At 72.0% G+C, this 19,122-nt stretch carries 13 protein-coding genes; all 13 read left to right on the forward strand.

Features of this window, described 5'->3' with window-relative positions:
- Nucleotides 1-105 precede the first annotated feature (105 nt).
- Complete coding sequence (mreC, locus tag E0F75_RS23365; protein WP_187624513.1) at nucleotides 106-1,095, forward strand: rod shape-determining protein MreC; 990 nt, start codon at nucleotides 106-108, stop codon at nucleotides 1,093-1,095.
- On the forward strand, nucleotides 1,092-1,760 hold the full coding sequence (gene mreD / locus E0F75_RS23370) for a rod shape-determining protein MreD (RefSeq protein WP_030317589.1): 669 nt from the start codon (nucleotides 1,092-1,094) through the stop codon (nucleotides 1,758-1,760). Before mreC ends, mreD begins: the two co-directional genes overlap by 4 nt.
- Nucleotides 1,761-1,779: 19 nt before the next feature.
- Nucleotides 1,780-4,032 (forward strand): penicillin-binding protein 2, encoded by a 2,253-nt coding sequence (mrdA, locus tag E0F75_RS23375; protein ID WP_187624514.1) that lies wholly within the window; start codon nucleotides 1,780-1,782, stop codon nucleotides 4,030-4,032.
- A gap of 4 nt (nucleotides 4,033-4,036) precedes the next feature.
- Nucleotides 4,037-5,236 carry a rod shape-determining protein RodA gene (rodA, locus tag E0F75_RS23380; RefSeq protein WP_187624515.1) on the forward strand — a complete coding sequence of 400 codons (1,200 nt, stop codon included), beginning with the start codon at nucleotides 4,037-4,039 and terminating at the stop codon, nucleotides 5,234-5,236.
- Between the two features lie 104 nt (nucleotides 5,237-5,340).
- Nucleotides 5,341-6,867 (forward strand): CYTH and CHAD domain-containing protein, encoded by a 1,527-nt coding sequence (locus E0F75_RS23385; protein WP_187624516.1) that lies wholly within the window; start codon nucleotides 5,341-5,343, stop codon nucleotides 6,865-6,867.
- Nucleotides 6,868-6,919: 52 nt separating this feature from the next.
- Nucleotides 6,920-8,848: a TIGR03960 family B12-binding radical SAM protein gene (locus tag E0F75_RS23390; protein ID WP_187624517.1), complete on the forward strand. Its 1,929-nt coding sequence runs from the start codon at nucleotides 6,920-6,922 to the stop codon at nucleotides 8,846-8,848.
- 138 nt (nucleotides 8,849-8,986) lie between these two features.
- On the forward strand, nucleotides 8,987-9,622 hold the full coding sequence (locus E0F75_RS23395; protein ID WP_187624518.1) for a hypothetical protein: 636 nt from the start codon (nucleotides 8,987-8,989) through the stop codon (nucleotides 9,620-9,622).
- A gap of 229 nt (nucleotides 9,623-9,851) precedes the next feature.
- The gene (locus tag E0F75_RS23400; protein WP_187624636.1) at nucleotides 9,852-10,643 is read left to right on the forward strand and encodes a TIGR03936 family radical SAM-associated protein; all 792 of its coding nucleotides are present in this window, start codon (nucleotides 9,852-9,854) and stop codon (nucleotides 10,641-10,643) included.
- Between the two features lie 233 nt (nucleotides 10,644-10,876).
- Nucleotides 10,877-14,824, forward strand: a complete 3,948-nt coding sequence (locus E0F75_RS23405) for an Rne/Rng family ribonuclease (protein WP_187624519.1) — start codon at nucleotides 10,877-10,879, stop codon at nucleotides 14,822-14,824.
- A gap of 245 nt (nucleotides 14,825-15,069) precedes the next feature.
- Nucleotides 15,070-15,390 (forward strand): 50S ribosomal protein L21, encoded by a 321-nt coding sequence (gene rplU, locus E0F75_RS23410; RefSeq protein WP_015033583.1) that lies wholly within the window; start codon nucleotides 15,070-15,072, stop codon nucleotides 15,388-15,390.
- A gap of 13 nt (nucleotides 15,391-15,403) precedes the next feature.
- Complete coding sequence (gene rpmA / locus E0F75_RS23415; protein ID WP_030317577.1) at nucleotides 15,404-15,658, forward strand: 50S ribosomal protein L27; 255 nt, start codon at nucleotides 15,404-15,406, stop codon at nucleotides 15,656-15,658.
- Nucleotides 15,659-15,765: 107 nt separating this feature from the next.
- The gene (gene obgE, locus E0F75_RS23420) at nucleotides 15,766-17,205 is read left to right on the forward strand and encodes a GTPase ObgE (RefSeq protein WP_187624520.1); all 1,440 of its coding nucleotides are present in this window, start codon (nucleotides 15,766-15,768) and stop codon (nucleotides 17,203-17,205) included.
- Between the two features lie 138 nt (nucleotides 17,206-17,343).
- Nucleotides 17,344-18,981 carry a glycosyltransferase gene (locus E0F75_RS23425; RefSeq protein WP_229312801.1) on the forward strand — a complete coding sequence of 546 codons (1,638 nt, stop codon included), beginning with the start codon at nucleotides 17,344-17,346 and terminating at the stop codon, nucleotides 18,979-18,981.
- The last annotated feature ends 141 nt before the right edge of the window (nucleotides 18,982-19,122 follow it).

Raw genomic sequence — 19,122 nt, forward strand, 5'->3', positions numbered from 1 at the left:
ACCCGTACGGCCCACGCGAGCACCACCGCACAGCCGTACGACTGCACAGCCGTACAACCGCACAGCCGAACAACCGAACCACGAGGAAAGGCACGGCCGCCGCACGTGAGGGACACACGAGAGAGCCGGCTGCTCCTGGTGCTGCTGATCGCCATCGCGTTCGCACTGATCACGGTGGACATCCGCGGCGGCCAGGAGTCACCCGTCGACGGTGCCCGGCAGGCCGCAGCGGCGGTCTTCGGGCCGGTCGAGAACGGTGTGGCGGCCGCCGTCGATCCCATCGGCAACGCCATAGGCGCGGTCAGGGACTCCGGCGAGCGGCACACCCGGATCGCCGCTCTGGAGAAGGAGAACGCCGAGCTCAAGGCGGAGCTCGGCAGCGACGACCGCAACCGCAACCGGCTGCGCGAGCTCGACTCCATGCTGAAGACCGCCGGCGCCGGGCAGTACGGCATCAAGGGCGCGCAGGTCATCGCCATAGGAGCGGCCCAGGGCTTCTCCTGGACCGTCACCGTCGACGTGGGCGCGCGCGACGGCATCAAGCGGGACATGACCGTGCTGAACGGCTCCGGGCTCGTCGGCCGCGTCACCACCGTCGGCCCCTCCACCTCCACGGTCCTGCTCGCCAACGACCCCGACTTCACCGTCGGTACGCGCATGGAGAAGTCCGACGAACTCGGCTTCGCCACCGGCCAGGGCGACCGCCCGCTGCTCGTGCAGCTCCTCAACGGCAAGGCCAAGGTGAAGCCCGGCGACCGGCTCGTCACCTTCGGCTCGCGCGCCGACAAGCCCTTCGTGCCCGGCGTCCCGGTCGGCGAGGTCGTCCGCGTCGACCCCGCGGGCGGCGGCCTGACCCGCAACATCTACGTCCGCCCGTACGTCGGCTTCACCAAGCTCGACATCGTCGGCATCGTCGTCCAGGCCCCCCGCGCCGACCCGCGCGACATGGTCCTTCCGCAGAAGCCCAAGCCCGCGCCGACCGTCACCGTCACGGTGACGCCACCGCCGCCGGACGGGCAGCAGGCCGCCGACGGACAGCGGAACCAGCAGGGCCAGAACCAGCAGGGCCAGGACCAGGGGGACGCGACACCGTGAAGTTCAACCGGATCCTCCTCTCCGCCACCCTGATCGTGGTGGCCCTGGTCGTGCAGGTCTCCGTGCTCGCCCGGCTCCAGCTGCCCGGCGCCGTCCCCGACCTGGTCCTGCTCACCGTGGTCGGCCTGGCCCTGGTGTACGGACCGGTCAGCGGCTCGCTCATCGGCTTCAGCGCCGGCCTCCTCGCCGACCTGGCCCCGCCCGCCGACCACGCCGCCGGCCGCTACGCCCTCGTGCTCTGCGTCATCGGCTACCTCGTCGGCCTGGCCCGCCCGGAGAACGGCCGGCTGACCTCGGCGACCGGCCCGATGGCCGTCGTCGTCGCGGCCGCCGTCGGCTCCACCCTGCTGTACGCGGGGGTGGGCGCCCTCGTCGGCGACACCGCCGCCCGCCATGTCGGGCTGGGGTTCCTGCTGTTCACCGCGGCCGTGTACGACCTGCTCCTCGCGCCCTTCACGGTGCCGCTCATCATGGCGCTGGCCCGCCGCGCGGAGAACGACCCGCTCGCCGACGCCGGCGGGGGCAACGGCACCGACGTCGCCTCCGGCTGGCTCTCCTCCGGCACCGGCCTGAGGATCGGGAACCAGCGCGGCGGCCTGCGGGTGAAGACCGCCCGGAGCCGCGCCTCACGGGCCGGACGCATCAAGGGAGTCAAGCGACTGTGACCGAGGGGGCCCCGGCCGTATGAGCAACATCCCCGAGACAGGGCGGACCCCTCGGGTCCAGATCCGGCTCGTCGTCATCCAGATCCTCGTCTTCTCGCTGCTGCTGACCCTGGGGGGCCGGCTCTGGTACCTCCAGATCCGCAACGGCAAGGAGTACACGGACGAGGCGAAGAACAACCACGTCCAGCAGGTCGTGCAGCCCGCCGTGCGCGGCTCCGTCCTCGACGCCCGCGGCGTCCCGCTGGCCGACAACGAGACCCGGCTCGTGGTCTCCGCGTCCCGCACCGAGATGATGAAGATGAAGGACCGCGGCAAGGCGGTCCTGACCCGGCTCGCCGACGTCCTCGACATGAAGGCCGACGACGTCGTCAACAAGATCCGGCTCTGCGACTCCAAGACCCCGAAGCCCTGCTGGAACGGTTCGCCCTACCAGCCGATCCCGGTCACGGACGAGGCCACCACCCAGCAGGCCCTCCAGATCCGCGAGCGCGCCGAGGACTTCCCCGGCATCACCGCCGAACCCACCGCCGTACGCCGCTACCCGGCGCCCGGCAAGTCCCGTACCTCGCAGGTCCTCGGCTACCTCTCGCCCGTCACCGACACGGAGATCGAGAAGGCCAAGGACACGGACTCGCCGTTCCTCCGCTCCGACCAGATCGGCCGCTCCGGCCTGGAGCGCACGTACGACAAGGAACTGCGCGGCAAGGCCGGCGTCACCCGCTACGAGGTCGACAACCTCGGCCGGGTCATCGGCCAGGCCAAGAACGACCCCGCGGTCCCCGGCTCCAACGTCGTCACCTCCATCGACGCCCGCGTGCAGGCGGTCGCCGAGTGGGAGCTGCACAACGCGATGGTCGAGGCCCGCAAGGTGCACGACAAGAACACCAGCGAGAACTACAAGGCCGACTCCGGCGCCGTCGTGGTCATGGAGAACAAGACCGGCCGGATCGTCGCCATGGCCTCCCAGCCCGACTACGACCCCAACGCCTGGGTCGGCGGCATCTCCGCCAAGGACTACGCGGCGCTCACCGGCAAGAACTCCAACTTCCCGCTCCTCAACCGGGCCATCCAGGGCCAGGCCGCCCCCGGCTCGATCTTCAAGGTCGTCCCGACCACCGCCGCCGTCAACGCCGGATACGACTTCAACGGCCGCTACCCGTGCCCGTCCTCGTACTCCATCGGCGGCCAGGTCTTCAAGAACTTCGAGTCCCAGGGCCACGGCTCCATCACCCTCGGCCAGGCCCTCGAAGTCTCCTGCGACACCGTCTTCTACGCCCTCTCCCACCAGCAGTGGCTGAACGACGGCGGGATGAAGCCGAAGAAGGACGCCAAGGACTGGTTCTACAAGACGGCCCATCAGTTCGGCCTCGGCGCCGAGACCGGCATCGACCTCCCCAACGAGGTCACCGGCCGCGTCCCCGACCGGAAGTGGAAGCAGGACTTCTGGACGGCCAACAAGGACTACTGGTGCAAGATCGGCAAGCGCGGTGGCACCTACGTGCAGCAGCTCTCCTACGAGAACTGCCTCGAAGGCAACCTCATGCGCGCCGGTGACTCCGTCAACTACTCCATCGGCCAGGGCGACACCCTCGTCACCCCCATCCAGATGGCCACCATCTACGCCGCGATCGCCAACGGCGGCACCCTCTGGAACCCCACCGTCGGCAAGGCGATCGTCAGCCCCGACGGCAAGAAGGTCACCGAGATCAAGCCCAAGTCCCACGGCAGGCTCCCCATGGACGCCAAGACGCAGGCGTTGATAGAGGAAGCCCTCGCGGGAGTCGCCACCCGCGGTACGGCCGCCTGGCGATTCGGCGGCTGGCCGCAGGACAAGATCCCGATGCACGCCAAGACGGGTACCGCCGAGGTCTACGGCAAGCAGACGACCTCCTGGTTCGCCACGTACACCAAGGACTACGCGATCATCATGACGATCGCCCAGGGTGGTACGGGCTCCGGCGCCTCCGGCCCCGCCGTCCGCAACATCTACGACGCGCTCTACGGACTCGACGACGCCGGCAACCAGGACCTCAAGAGGGCCCTGCTGCCGCAGCCGCAGAAGGCCCTCCCGAAGATCGAGGCCGACGGCTCCATCGACGCCCCGAAGATCAAGCCGTACGACCCGGAGATCGGGAAGGTCGACCCCGACGCGCCCCTGAACACGCCGGACGGCACCCGGCAGCCCGACCCGACCGACCCGGGCCAGGCCGACCCCGACAAGCCCGACCAGCAGGAACTCGCGGGCCCGCCCGCCGCCTGGCGGAGGGACTGAACCGATGACCGCACCCCACGGCTTCTCCATCTCCCGGTACGCCCCCGAGCGCGGCACGCTCGCCAAGCTGGCCGCCCGCGACTCGGTGGTCCGCCGGCTCGACTGGCCGATACTGCTCTCCGCGCTCGCGCTCTCCCTGCTCGGGGCGCTGCTCGTCTGGTCCGCCACCCGCGGCCGCACCGAGCTCAACAACGGCGACCCGTACTACTTCCTCTTCCGGCACCTGCTCAACACCGGCATCGGCGTCGCCCTGATGATCGGCACGATCTGGCTCGGCCACCGCACCCTGCGCGGCGCGGTCCCGGTCCTCTACGGCCTCTCGATCGTGCTGATCCTCGCCGTCCTCACCCCGCTCGGCGCCACCATCAACGGCGCCCACGCGTGGATCGTCGTCGGCGGCGGCTTCTCGCTCCAGCCCAGTGAGTTCGTGAAGATCACGATCATCCTGGTGATGGCGATGCTGCTGGCCGCGAAGGTCGACGCAGGCGACCAGATCCACCCCGACCACCGCACCGTCGCCAAGGCCCTCACCCTGGCCGCGCTCCCCATGGGCATCGTCATGCTGATGCCGGACCTCGGCTCGGTCATGGTCATGGCGGTCATCGTGCTCGGCGTGCTGCTCGCCTCCGGCGCCTCCAACCGCTGGGTCCTCGGACTGATCGGCGCCGGCGTCGGAGGCGCGGTACTCGTCACCGCGCTCGGCATGCTCGACGAGTACCAGATCAACCGCTTCGCGGCCTTCGCCAACCCCGACCTCGACCCGGCCGGCGTCGGCTACAACACCAACCAGGCCCGGATCGCGATCGGCTCCGGCGGCCTCCTCGGCTCCGGGCTCTTCAAGGGCTCCCAGACCACCGGCCAGTTCGTGCCCGAGCAGCAGACCGACTTCGTCTTCACGGTGGCCGGGGAGGAACTCGGCTTCGTCGGCGCCGGCCTGATCCTGCTGCTCCTCGGCGTCGTCCTCTGGCGGGCCTGCCGGATCGCCCGCGAGACCACCGAGCTCTACGGCACGGTCGTCGCGGCCGGGATCATCGCCTGGTTCGCCTTCCAGTCCTTCGAGAACATCGGCATGACGCTCGGCATCATGCCGGTCGCCGGACTGCCGCTGCCGTTCGTCTCGTACGGCGGCTCGTCGATGTTCGCGGTGTGGGTGGCGATCGGACTGCTCCAGTCGATCAGGGTCCAGCGGCCCATGACGGCCTGATCGGCAAGACACCCCTAGGGGTGTCCGGCGGATCCCCCAGGGGATTTCCGGACAGGCTGATGGGCGTACTCCCGCGGAGTTCACTTCCCGTCTAGATTCGATTCATGGCGGAGACGAAGCGAGAGATCGAGCGGAAGTACGAAGCCACCCCCCGGACCGGCCTCCCGGACCTGACCCGGGCGGCCGGGGTGGCCTCGGTCACCGACGAGGGCGTCACCGAACTCGACGCCGTCTACTACGACACACCCGACCTGCGGCTCGCCGCCGACGCGCTCACCCTGCGCCGCCGCACCGGCGGCGCTGACGCCGGCTGGCACCTGAAGTTCCCCGTCGCCTCCGGTATCCGCGACGAGATCAGAGCCCCGCTCTCGGACACGCTCCCGCGGTCCCTTGCGGGGCTCCTGCGGTCCCGCGTCCGGGACGCCGAGGTCGTCCCCGTCGTCCGCCTCCGCTCCTCCCGTGACGTCCGCCACCTCCGCGACGGCGACGGCACCCTCCTCGCCGAACTCTCCGTGGACACCGTCCATGCCGAGGGCCTCACGAGCGGGGGAGAGGCCGCCTGGACCGAGATCGAGGTCGAACTCGCCGACGACACCGACCCCGCCGTCCTCGACGCCGTCGAGAAACGCCTCAGGAAGGCCGGCATCCGGCCCTCGGACTCCCCGTCGAAACTGTCGCGCGCGCTCGCCGAGACGGGCGTGGAGCCCGAGGCGCCCGCGGCCACGCCGGAGCCACCCGGTGCGCCCGGCACGGCAGGAGCCGCCGTCCTCGCCTACGCACGGGAACAGGTCGAGGCGATCGTCGCGTACGACCCCGCCGTACGGCGCGAACTGCCCGACGCCGTCCACCAGCTGCGCGTCGCCTGCCGCCGACTGCGCAGCGCCTTCAAGACGTACAGGAAGGTCCTCGACCGGGAGGTCACCGACCCGATCGGCGAGGAACTGAAATGGCTCGCCGGAGAGCTCGGCGTCGCCCGCGACCAGGAGGTCCTCGACGAACGGCTGCGCGCCCGCCTCGACGAGCTGCCCCGCACCCTGGTCCTCGGCCCGGTCAAGGCCCGGCTGCGCCGCCGTGACGCCGCCCACGGCAGGACCGCCCGCCGCCAGGCCCTCGCCGCCCTCGACTCCACCCGCTACCTCGCCCTTCTCGGAGCCCTCGACGCGCTCCTCGCCGACCCGCCGCTGCTCAAGGACGCCGCCGGCGACGCCCGGACGGTCCTCGCCCGCGCCGTCCGCAAGGACCACGACCGCCTCGCCGGCCGGATCGGCCACGCCCACTCCCTCGAACCCCAGCACGAACGCGACCTCGCCCTCCACGAGGCCCGCAAGGCCGCCAAACGCGCGCGCTACGCGGCCGAGGCCGCCCGCCCCACGCTCGGGAAGCCCGCGAAGCGGCTGGCGAAACGCGTGAAGGCCGTCCAGAGCCTGCTCGGCGAGCACCAGGACGCCGTCGTCGCCCGGGGCGCCCTGCGCGAGCTCGCGATCGTGGCCCACGGGGCCGGCGAATCGGCCTTCACCTGGGGGCTTCTGTACGGACACGAGGAAGCGGCCGCGGCGGCCGCCGAGCGGGCGCTCCCCGAGGTGTGGGCCAGGGCCTCGGCCCCGGAACTCACGGCGTCCCTGACCCACTGAGCACCGGGGTACGCTTGAGAGTCGCCCCCCTGCCAGCTCACGAAGGTTCGAGATGTCTGCTGCCGAGTCTGTCTTCCCGCAGCTCGAAGCTCTGCTCCCGCACGTGCAGAAGCCGATTCAGTACGTCGGTGGAGAGCTGAACTCCACGGTCAAGCCGTGGGAGTCCGCCGATGTCCGCTGGGCGCTGATGTACCCGGACGCGTACGAGGTCGGTCTGCCCAACCAGGGCGTCATGATCCTGTACGAGGTGCTCAACGAGCGCGAGGGCGTCCTCGCCGAGCGCACCTACAGCGTCTGGCCGGACCTCGAAGAGCTGATGCGGGAGCACAAGGTTCCGCAGTTCACGGTCGACAGCCACCGCCCCGTCGGCGCGTTCGACGTCTTCGGCCTGAGCTTCTCCACCGAGCTCGGCTACACGAACATGCTCACCGCCCTCGACCTGGCCGGCATCCCGCTGGAGGCGAAGGACCGGACCGTCGACCACCCGATCGTGCTCGCGGGCGGCCACGCGGCCTTCAACCCCGAGCCGATCGCGGACTTCATCGACGCGGCGATCATCGGCGACGGCGAGCAGGCCGTCCTCGACATGACCGAGATCATCCGCGCCTGGAAGGCCGAGGGCCGGCCGGGCGGCCGCGAGGAGGTCCTCTTCCGCCTCGCGAAGACCGGCTCGGTGTACATCCCGCGGTTCTACGACGTGGAGTACCTGCCGGACGGCCGCATCGGCCGTGTCGTGCCCAACAGGTCCGGTGTGCCGTGGCGCGTCTCCAAGCACACCGTCATGGACCTCGACGAGTGGCCGTACCCCAAGCAGCCCCTCGTGCCGCTCGCGGAGACCGTCCACGAGCGCATGTCCGTCGAGATCTTCCGCGGCTGCACCCGCGGCTGCCGCTTCTGCCAGGCCGGCATGATCACGCGCCCCGTGCGGGAGCGAAGCATCACCGGCATCGGCGAGATGGTCGAGAAGGGTCTCAAGGCGACGGGCTTCGAGGAGGTCGGCCTCCTCTCGCTGTCCTCCGCGGACCACTCCGAGATCGGTGAGATCGCCAAGGGCCTCGCCGACCGGTACACGGAGGACAAGGTGGGCCTGTCCCTCCCCTCCACCCGTGTCGACGCCTTCAACGTGGACCTGGCCAACGAGCTGACCAGGAACGGGCGCCGCTCCGGCCTCACCTTCGCCCCCGAGGGCGGCTCCGAGCGCATGCGCAAGGTCATCAACAAGATGGTCTCGGAGGAGGACCTCATCCGGACCGTCTCCACCGCGTACGGCAACGGCTGGCGCCAGGTGAAGCTGTACTTCATGTGCGGCCTGCCGACGGAGACCGACGAGGACGTCCTCCAGATCGCCGACATGGCGATGAACGTGATCGCCGAGGGCCGCAAGGTCTCCGGCCAGAACGACATCCGCTGCACCGTCTCCATCGGCGGTTTCGTCCCCAAGCCGCACACCCCGTTCCAGTGGGCCCCGCAGCTGTCGGCCGAGGAGACGGACGAGCGGCTGCGCAAGCTCCGCGACAAGATCCGCGGCGACAAGAAGTACGGCCGCTCGATCGGCTTCCGCTACCACGACGGCAAGCCGGGCATCGTCGAGGGCCTCCTCTCCCGCGGCGACCGTCGCATCGGCGCGGTCATCCGCGCGGTGTACGAGGACGGCGGCCGCTTCGACGGCTGGCGCGAGCACTTCTCGTACGACCGCTGGATGGCCTGCGCCGAGAAGACGCTGCCGGAGGTGGGCGTCGACGTCGCCTGGTACACGACCCGCGAGCGCACCTACGAGGAGGTCCTGCCCTGGGACCACCTGGACTCCGGTCTCGACAAGGACTGGCTCTGGGAGGACTGGCAGGACTCGCTCGACGAGACCGAGGTCGAGGACTGCCGCTGGACGCCGTGCTTCGACTGCGGCGTCTGCCCGCAGATGGACACCCACATCCAGATCGGCCCCACCGGCAAGAAGCTGCTGCCGCTGTCGGTCGTGAAGTAGCCGCTCCCACCTGAACGAGAGGCGCCCGGACCACACGGTCCGGGCGCCCTTGTCTGTGGACGGTGGTCGAGCGGTAACGCTTGCGTGACGGCCCGGCGAAGGGGAAACCCTTCGCCGGGCCGGTACGTCGTTCTGGGCATGAACACGGAAAACCCGGGCTGTCTGACCGGGGTGGCGCGCGCCGTCGCCCTGGTGATCGTCCTGCCCATCCGGCTGATCTGGGACGCCTTCGCCTTCTGCCTGAAGCAGCTGTGGCGCTGGATCCTCGCCCCGATCGGCCGGGCCCTCGGATGGCTGATCCACTACCTGATCGTGGTACCGCTGCGATTCCTGTGGGAGTGGGTGCTCGTTCCGGTCGGCCGGGCCCTCTGGTGGCTGATCGACCTGCTGATCGTCACTCCCCTGGAATGGCTCTGGCGCTGGGTCCTCCTCCCCGTCCTCAAGGCCCTGTGGTGGGTCGTCGACCTGCTGATCGTCACTCCGCTGACCTGGCTCTGGCGGTACGTGCTCGCGCCCGTCGGCCGGGCGGCAGGCGCCGTACTCGCCTGGGCGTGGCGGATCGCCGGCCTGATCCTGCGGGCCGTCGGCCGGGCGATCGGCTGGGTCCTGTGGAACGTGATCGGCCGGCCCCTGGCCTGGGTGTACCGGGTGGTCCTCACCCCCGTGGGCCACTGGCTGCGGGCCTGGGTGTGGGCGCCCGTCGCCGCCGCCGCGCGGGCCGTCCGCACCGCCGCCCGGGAGGTGCGGGTCGCTCTCTTCGGCGGACTGCGGTGACCCGGCCCGGGGAACCGGAGGCGGCCCGGGCGCGTACTCTGGGTAGTACAACGAACGTCCCCGGCGCGGTGCCCGCCCCCGAGATCTCCCCGCGAAAGCGGGGGTGAACCGGGCGGGACCCCCGAGGCAACCCGTACATCTCGTGGACGGCGCCACCCGCGCCGCCCCGCACCGAGGAGAAGAACCACTGGGCAAGCGACAGCCCGAAGGCCCGCCGCCCGCACCGGCGGTGCAGCGCATCCGACTGCGCTACACCAAGCGCGGCCGCCTCCGGTTCACCAGCCACCGTGACTTCCAGCGCGCTTTCGAGCGTGCGCTGCGCCGTGCCGAGGTGCCCATGGCGTACTCGGCCGGCTTCACCCCGCACCCCAAGGTGTCGTACGCCAACGCCGCCCCCACGGGCACGGGCTCCGAGGCCGAATACCTGGAGATCGCCCTCACCGAGGCACGCGACCCGGAGACCCTGCGGGTCCTGCTCGACGACTCCCTCCCGGCCGGCCTCGACATCACCGACGCCGTCGAGGCCCGCACCTCGGGCCTCGCCGACCGGCTCACCGCATCCATCTGGGAGCTGCGCCTCGAAGGCGTCACCGTCGAGGACGTGGAGAAGGCCGCCGAGGCGTTTCTCGCGGCCGAGACCGTGGAAGTACAGCGCAAGACCAAGAACGGCGTCCGCACCTTCGACGCACGCTCCGCGGTCAGCGAGCTGACGGTAGCCGCTCCCCAGGGCGATCCCCAGGGTGATAGGCCGCTGGACAGCGCCTGTGCGATACTGCGGCTGGTTGTTCGGCACGTGACACCTGCCGTACGACCCGACGACGTCCTGTCCGGTCTCCGAGCTGTGGCCGACCTGGCGCCGCCGGTCCCCGCTGCGGTGACCAGGCTGGCGCAGGGGCTCTTCGACGAGGAGTCCGGCACGGTGACCGACCCGCTCGCGCCCGACCGCGAGGCAGTCAAGGCCGCATCTACCACGGCCGCCGCGACCGCCTCTGCGACGGCGCCGGGTGCCGGCATCGCGTAGGGAGCGGTCGTCGTAGCGCAGCCCTGGTACTCGGGAGCCACCTGGGTCGGGCAGCGCACAGACCAGGAGACTTTCGCCAGGCCGTACGCACAGGGCGTACGGAACCGGCGAGCCAGACATAGAGCTCCCGTGCGGCGCCCGCGCCCCGGACGGCGGCACCGCGCCCCAGGCGCGACCGTGCCACCGGACCGGACCAAGACGCGGCGCCCGGGAGCGTGACGGGAGAACCCCGCATGCTCGAGTCCAACGAAGACACCAACGCCCCCGGTGACAAGCTGCCGCCGCGCCGCAGGCGCCGCGCCGCTTCCCGCCCCGCCGGTCCGCCGGTGACGGGCGCGACCGCCGAGACCACAGCGGCCACGCCGGCCGCCGAGACCGCGGCCGTGGAGGCCGCCCCGGCCGAGACCGAGGCCGCACCCGCGCCGCGTGCCCGCCGCAGGGCCACCCGCAAGGCCACCGCACCGGCCGCGGAGACCGCCGCACCCGCCGTGGAGACCCCGGAGCCGGTCGTGGAGACCCCCGCCGCCGAGGCCCTCGCCCCCGAGGCCGTCGAGGAGGCCCCCGAGGCCGCCCCGGCCCGCACGCGCCGCCGCGCCACCCGTAAGGCCACCTCGCCGGTGACCTCCCCGGTCGCCGCCGAGGCCCCCGAAGAGACCGCCGCGGTCACGCCGGCCGAGCCGGTCGCCGAGGAGGCCCCCGAGGCCGCCGCGCCGGCCCGCGCCCGCCGCCGCGCCACCCGTAAGGCCACCGCCCCGGCCGGCGCGGGGGTCGTCGCCTCCGAGACCGAGACCGCGGAGGCCGTGGCCGCTTCCGCTCCGGCCGCTGAACCGGTGGTCGCTGCCGCTCCGGCCGTCGCTGCCGCTCCGGCCGAGGCCGAGCCCGCCCCGCGTACCCGCCGCCGCGCCACCCGCAAGGTCACCTCGCCCGAGGTGACCACCGAGGCCGCCGCCACCACCGAGGCCGCCGCCACCACCGAGGCCGCCGCCACCATCGAGGCCGCCGCCACCGGTGAGTCGCTGCCGACGGCCGCCGTCGCGCAGATCGCCGCCGACGAGGCCGAGGTCGCCGCCGCCGAGACCGCCGCCACCCGTGGCCGCGGCCGCCGCCGCGCGACCTCCCCGCAGTTCACCTCCGAGCCCGCCCCGACCCGCGAGTCGCGCCGTGCCGCGCGCCCCTCCGTCGCCGTCTTCCAGGCGCCGGTCTTCACCGAGCCGATGTTCCAGACCCCGGAGACCGCCGCCGCGGCCGCTGCCGCCGCCCCGGAGGAGCCGGAGGACGACGAGACGGTCGAGGAGATCGAGCTCGTCGAGGCCGAGGTCGAGGCCGAGGTCGAGGAGACCCCCGAGCCCGCCGAGCGCCCCGAGGGCTCCCGCCGTCGCCGTCGCCGCCGTGGCGAGCCCGTCGCCGTCGAGCCCGTCCCGGCCACCGTCGCCGACGAGCCCGAGGTCGAGGCCGTCGCCGACGAGGTCGAGGAGGCCGAGGAAGCCGAGGAGGCCGACGACTACGAGGACCGCCCGTCCCGTCGTCGCCGCCGTGGCGGCCGTCGCCGTCGTCGCGGTGAGCTCACCGAGATCGAGGAGTCCGAGGAGGGCGAGGAGCCGCGCTCCGACGAGTCCGACGAGACCGAGGAGTCCGAGGACGGCGAGGAGGAGCACGACGAGGCCGAGGCCTTCGCCGGCGGCTCCAGCAGCTCCCGTCGCCGTCGTCGTCGCCGCCGTCGCAGTGGGGACGCCTCCGCCGACGTCGAGGGCACCGACGAGGAGGGCGTCCGTACGGTCGTCAAGGTCCGCGAGCCCCGCCCGGCCCGTGAGAAGGCCGAGCCCGGCACCGGCGCCGACGAGGTCCAGTCCATCAAGGGCTCGACCCGCCTGGAGGCCAAGAAGCAGCGCCGCCGCGAGGGCCGTGAGCAGGGCCGTCGCCGCGTCCCGATCATCACCGAGGCCGAGTTCCTGGCCCGCCGCGAGGCCGTCGAGCGCGTCATGGTCGTCCGCCAGAGCGGCGAGCGCACCCAGATCGGCGTCCTCGAGGACAACGTGCTCGTCGAGCACTACGTCAACAAGGAGCAGGCCACCTCGTACGTCGGCAACGTCTACCTGGGCAAGGTCCAGAACGTCCTGCCGTCCATGGAGGCCGCCTTCGTCGACATCGGCAAGGGCCGCAACGCGGTCCTGTACGCCGGTGAGGTCAACTTCGAGGCGCTCGGCATGGGCCACGGCCCGCGCCGCATCGAGACCGCCCTCAAGTCCGGCCAGTCGGTCCTCGTCCAGGTGACGAAGGACCCGATCGGCCACAAGGGTGCCCGTCTGACCAGCCAGGTCTCGCTGCCCGGCCGCTACCTCGTGTACGTCCCCGAGGGCTCGATGACCGGCATCAGCCGCAAGCTCCCGGACACCGAGCGCGCCCGCCTCAAGACCATCCTCAAGAAGATCGTCCCCGAGGACGCGGGCGTCATCGTGCGCACCGCCGCCGAGGGCGCGAGCGAGGACGAGCTGCGCCGCGACGTCGAGCGACTGCAGGCGCAGTGGGAGGACATCCAGAAGAAGGCGAAGAGCGGCAACGCCCCGACGCTGCTCTACGGCGAGCCGGACATGACCGTCCGGGTCGTCCGCGACATCTTCAACGAGGACTTCTCCAAGGTCATCGTCAGCGGTGACGAGGCGTGGGAGACCATCCACGGCTACGTGCACCACGTCGCCCCGGACCTGACCGACCGCCTGTCCAAGTGGACGAGCGAGGTCGACGTCTTCGCGACGTACCGGATCGACGAGCAGCTCATGAAGGCGCTCGACCGCAAGGTCTGGCTGCCCAGCGGCGGCTCGCTGGTGATCGACAAGACCGAGGCGATGATCGTCGTCGACGTCAACACCGGCAAGTTCACCGGCCAGGGCGGCAACCTCGAAGAGACCGTGACGAGGAACAACCTCGAAGCGGCCGAGGAGATCGTGCGCCAGCTCCGGCTGCGCGACCTCGGCGGCATCGTCGTCATCGACTTCATCGACATGGTCCTGGAGTCCAACCGCGACCTGGTGCTGCGCCGCCTCCTGGAGTGCCTGGGCCGGGACCGGACCAAGCACCAGGTGGCCGAGGTCACCTCGCTCGGCCTGGTGCAGATGACCCGCAAGCGGGTCGGCCAGGGCCTCCTGGAGTCCTTCTCCGAGACCTGCGTCCACTGCAACGGCCGCGGTGTCATCGTGCACATGGAGCAGCCGAGCACCGCCGGTGGCGGTGGCGGCGGCAAGCGCTCGAAGAAGCGTGGCCGCGGCGGCGCCGAGCACGTCCACGAGCACGAGCACGCCGAGGTCACCGAGCCCACCGAGACGGACGGCGAGACCACCGAGGCCGAGACCGAGGCCGAGGTCGCCGCCGAGCTGGCCGCCCCGGTGGCCCTGCCCGAGCCGATCGCCGCGGACGAGGAGCTGTACGGCTCCATCGCCGAGGCGGAGGCCGCCGCGACGCGCGGTCGTGGCCGTCGTCGCGCGACCCGCCGGGTGTCCGCGCCGGCCGCCCCGCGGTCGGTCGTGGAGACCGAGGCCGTCGAGTTCGAGGCGAAGCCGAAGGCCGAGCCGAAGCCGGAGCCCGTGGCGGCGCCGGAGCCGGTCGTCGAGCCGGAGCCCGTCGTGGCGCCGGTCGCCGAGGCCGTCGTCGAGCCGGTCGCCGAGCCGGTGGTCGAGGAGACCGCCGCCCCGGCCCCGCGCGGCCGTCGCCGTGCCACCCGCCGGGCGACCTCCCCGGTCGTCTCGACCACGGAGCCGGCCGCCGCGCCGACCGTCGTCGAGCCGGTCGTCGAGACCGCCCCGGAGCCGGAGCCCGTCGTGGCGCCGGTCGCCGAGCCCGTTGCCGAGGAGGCCCCCGTGGCCGCCCCGCCGCGCGCCCGCCGCCGGGTGGTCCGTAAGGCCACCGCTCCCGCCGGTTCGCCCTCGGGCGCCGAGGACGCGGCCGTCGTCGTGGTGACCACGGCCCCGGCCGAGGCCGCCGAGACGGCTCCGGAGGCCGCCGAGGCCGAGCCCGCCCCCGTCAAGAAGACGGCGGCGCGGAAGACCGCGGCGAAGAAGACCACGGCCAAGAAGGCCGCCACCAAGAAGACGGCGGCGACCAAGAAGACCGCGGCGAAGAAGACCACCACCAAGAAGGCCCCGGCCAAGAAGGCGGCGGAGAAGACCGCCGCCCCGGCCCAGGACTGACCGGTGGGTGCGGGCCGCCCCCTGACCGGGGGCGGCCCGCACCGAACGGGCGAATTTGACCCTCCGAGGCAGCCGCCCGTAACCTAGACCGTCGGCGTGTCTATCGACGCGTCGCGCCTCTGAGCAACTTCCCTCCCGCTCGTCGGGAGAGGCCGCTCGTCCGATTCCCGGAACGCCGCGGACCCTCGGGTCCGTGTGAGTGGCTGGCTTCAGAGGTTTCGATCCCGAGTGAGAGAGAGATCCGCGTGTACGCCATCGTGCGCAGCGGTGGTCGCCAGCACAAGGTTGCTGTCGGCGACATCGTTGAGGTTGACAAGATTTCCACTGCCAAGGTTGGCGACACGGTCGAGCTCTCGACCCTGCTCGTTGTCGACGGCGACGCCGTGACCAGCGACCCGTGGGTCCTGGCCGGCATCAAGGTCACGGCCGAGGTCGTGGACCACCACAAGGGCGCCAAGATCGACATCCTGCGCTACAAGAACAAGACCGGCTACCGCCGTCGCCAGGGTCACCGCCAGCAGTACACGGCGATCAAGGTCACCGGTATCCCCGCGGCTGCGAAGTAAGAGGGACTGAGACATGGCACACAAGAAGGGCGCATCGTCCACCCGGAACGGGCGCGACTCCAATGCCCAGCGGCTCGGCGTGAAGCGCTTCGGCGGTCAGGTCGTCAACGCGGGTGAGATCCTGATCCGCCAGCGTGGCACCCACTTCCACCCGGGCTCCGGCGTCGGCCGTGGCGGCGACGACACGCTGTTCGCCCTGCAGGCCGGTTCGGTGCAGTTCGGCACCCACCGTGGCCGCAAGGTCGTGAACATCGTTCCGGTCGCCTGATCGGTTCATTTTGCGGAGGCGGACCTCACTTCCCGGTCGGGAAGCGGGTCCGCCTTTCGCGTGTTACTAGATAGACATTCCGCACGTATTCAGATGGAGGCACACCCATGACCACCTTCGTGGACCGCGTCGAGCTGCATGTCGCCGCGGGTAACGGAGGCCACGGCTGCGCCTCCGTTCACCGGGAGAAGTTCACGCCGCTCGGCGGCCCCGACGGCGGAAACGGCGGCCGCGGCGGCGATGTGACCCTGGTCGTCGACCAGTCGGTCACCACGCTCCTCGACTACCACCACTCGCCGCACCGCAAGGCCACCAACGGCCAGCCCGGCGCCGGCGACAACCGCTCCGGCAAGGACGGCCAGGACCTCGTCCTGACCGTGCCCGACGGCACCGTCGTCCTCGACAAGGACGGCAACGTCCTCGCCGACCTCGTCGGCCAGGGCACCGTCTTCGTCGCGGGCCAGGGCGGCCGCGGCGGCCTCGGCAACGCCGCGCTGTCCTCCGCGCGCCGCAAGGCCCCCGGCTTCGCGCTCCTCGGGGAGCCCGGCGAGGCGCGGGACATCGTCCTGGAGCTGAAGACCGTCGCCGACGTGGCGCTCGTCGGCTACCCGAGCGCCGGCAAGTCCTCGCTCATCTCGGTCCTCTCGGCCGCCAAGCCGAAGATCGCGGACTACCCCTTCACCACGCTCGTCCCGAACCTGGGCGTCGTCACGGCCGGCTCGACCGTTTACACGATCGCCGACGTCCCGGGCCTGATCCCGGGCGCCAGCCAGGGCCGCGGCCTGGGCCTGGAGTTCCTCCGCCACGTCGAGCGCTGCTCGGTCCTCGTGCACGTCCTGGACACCGCGACGCTGGAGTCCGACCGCGACCCGGTCTCCGACCTCGACGTCATCGAGGAGGAGCTGCGGCAGTACGGCGGCCTCGACGACCGGCCCCGCATCGTCGTCCTCAACAAGATCGACATCCCGGACGGCCAGGACCTCGCGGACATGATCCGCCCGGACCTGGAGGAGCGCGGCTACCAGGTGTTCGAGGTCTCCGCCGTCGCCCGTCTGGGCCTCAAGGAGCTCTCCTTCGCGCTCGCCGGCATCGTCGGCGAGGCGCGCGCGGCCAAGCCGAAGGAGGAGGCGACCCGTGTCGTCATCCGCCCGAAGGCCGTCGACGACGCGGGCTTCACCATCGTGTACGACGAGGCCGAGGACGTGTACCGGGTGCGCGGCGAGAAGCCGGAGCGCTGGGTCCGCCAGACCGACTTCAACAACGACGAGGCCGTCGGCTACCTGGCCGACCGCCTCAACCGCCTCGGTGTCGAGGACAGGCTGATGAAGGCCGGTGCCCGCGCGGGCGACGGCGTCGCGATCGGCTCCCTGGAGAACGCGGTCGTCTTCGACTGGGAGCCCTCGATGATGGCCGGCGCCGAGATGCTCGGCCGCCGCGGCGAGGACCACCGCCTCGAAGCCCCGCGTCCGGCGGCCCAGCGCCGTCGGGACCGCGACGCGGAGCGCAGCGACCCGCAGCGCGAGTTCGACGAGTTCGACCCGTTCTAGCGGGACCGGGCGGTGCGCCGGTCGCCGGACGGAGTCCGGCGCACCGCCCGATGCCGGTGAGGCCCCTCGGGGCCCGGTCGGGCTTCGTTCAGGCCCTCGTCCTCCGGGGGCCGTACGGGAGCCACGTAGGATTCACGGGTGAGTGAGATCCCCCGGCCGCAGGACCCCGCGCGCGTCAGTGTCGTCGTCATCGCGTACAACGACGCCGCGCACGTCGCCGACGCCATCCGCTCCGCTCTCGCCCAGGGCGAGGCGGTCGGTGAGGTCGTCGTCGTCGACGACGCCTCCGGGGACACCACACCCGACGTGCTCGCCCGGTTCGCCGACGACCCGCGGGTCAGGCCGCTGATCCGGACCGAGAACAGCGGCGGCTGCGGCACCCCCCGCAACGACGGCATCGGCGCCGCCGTCCACCCGTACGTCCTCTTCCTCGACAGCGACGACCTGCTGCTGCCCGGCGCCGTCGACGGGCTGCTCGCCGTCGCCGCCGAGCAGGACGCCGACGTGGTCGCCGGGATCTGCGTGCGCCGCGAGCTCCCCGAGGGGCGGGAGACCGTCTGGGCCCCCTCGCTGTACGACGTGTCCCAGGGCGCCACGCTCCCCGGCACCGTCCTCGACGGCGTCGAGGAGAACCCCGAGTTCGTCCTCGACACCCTCTCCGTGAACAAGCTCTACCGCCGCGACTTCCTCGACCGGCACGCCATCCGCTTCCCCGACGGCGCCTTCCACTACGAGGACTTCGTCTTCAGCGCCCGCGTCCAGGCCGCCGCCCCCCGGCTCGCCGTCACCGACGTGCCCGTGTACGTGTGGCACGTCCGGCGCCAGGCCGCGACCCTGTCGATCTCGCTGCGCCGCGCCTCCCTGGCGAACTGGGAGCACCGGATCGCCGCGCACGCCGCCGTCCTCGATGTGTTCCGCGCGGCGGGGCGACCCGCGCTCGCCCGTTCCGCGCAGACGAAGTTCCTCGACTACGACCTCCCCATGTATCTGCGCGAGCTTCCGCAGCGGACCGCCGCCTACCGGGCCGACTGGTGGACGGTGACCCGCGCCCATCTGGCCGGCTTCGAGCCCGCCGCGGTCGCCGGCGCCCAGGCCCCGTCCCGCTGGCTGCACGCCGCGCTCACCGCGCTCGGCGCCGTACCCGAGGGCCGGGAGCTGACCCGGTTCGTCGAACTGGCCGCGCCCCGGCCCCGGCTGGTCCCGCCGTACCCGCGTGCCGAGGACGGCGCCCCCGTCCTGGCCGCCGCGCCCGCCGACGTACCCCTGGAGGGTCTCGCGGAGCTGGCGCCCGCCGCGCTTCCCGTGGCGGTCGACGGTTCCGTGACCGTCGGAGCGTCGACGCGGCTGACCGTGACCGTCCACGACCTGTACGGCCGGGTCGGCGCGCTGGCCCCCACCGCCGTTCGCGTGGTGTTCACCGAGCGGGTCTCCGCGGCCGAGCTGCCGGCCGAGGCACCGCTGCTCCCGACGGACGGGGGCTGGACCGCCACCGTGACACTCCCCACCGCGAAGCTGCTCCGCGCGGGCCGCCTCGCCGCCTGGTCGCTCCACGCCGAGCTGCGGTACGCCGACGGATCGACGACGAACGCCGAGGTCAGGGCCCCGCAGGGGTTCGCGGGCCGGCGTGGCATGGTCCTCGGCCGACTGGGCCGGGTGCTGCTCGTCCAGGTGGTGGCCTCGGCGCGCCGGGGCCTCGTCCTGCGGTTCGCGGGCGGCGCGGTGGGCGCTCGGCAGGTCATGTCCGGCCGCTTCAAGAGGTTGTTTGCGATGCGGTGAAAATCACCGAAGGTCTGGGAGATCAGGTATGGAACAATTCCTCCTGCCGGGTAATCTTTCCGGTCGCCGGGTGGCGCTCGTCGAACAAGCGGGACGACACCCTTCACCCCTGAAGGCAGTAGTGCGCCATTGACCATGGCG

The organism is Streptomyces sp. CB02980 (assembly GCF_014451325.2).
Taxonomy (GTDB): domain Bacteria; phylum Actinomycetota; class Actinomycetes; order Streptomycetales; family Streptomycetaceae; genus Streptomyces.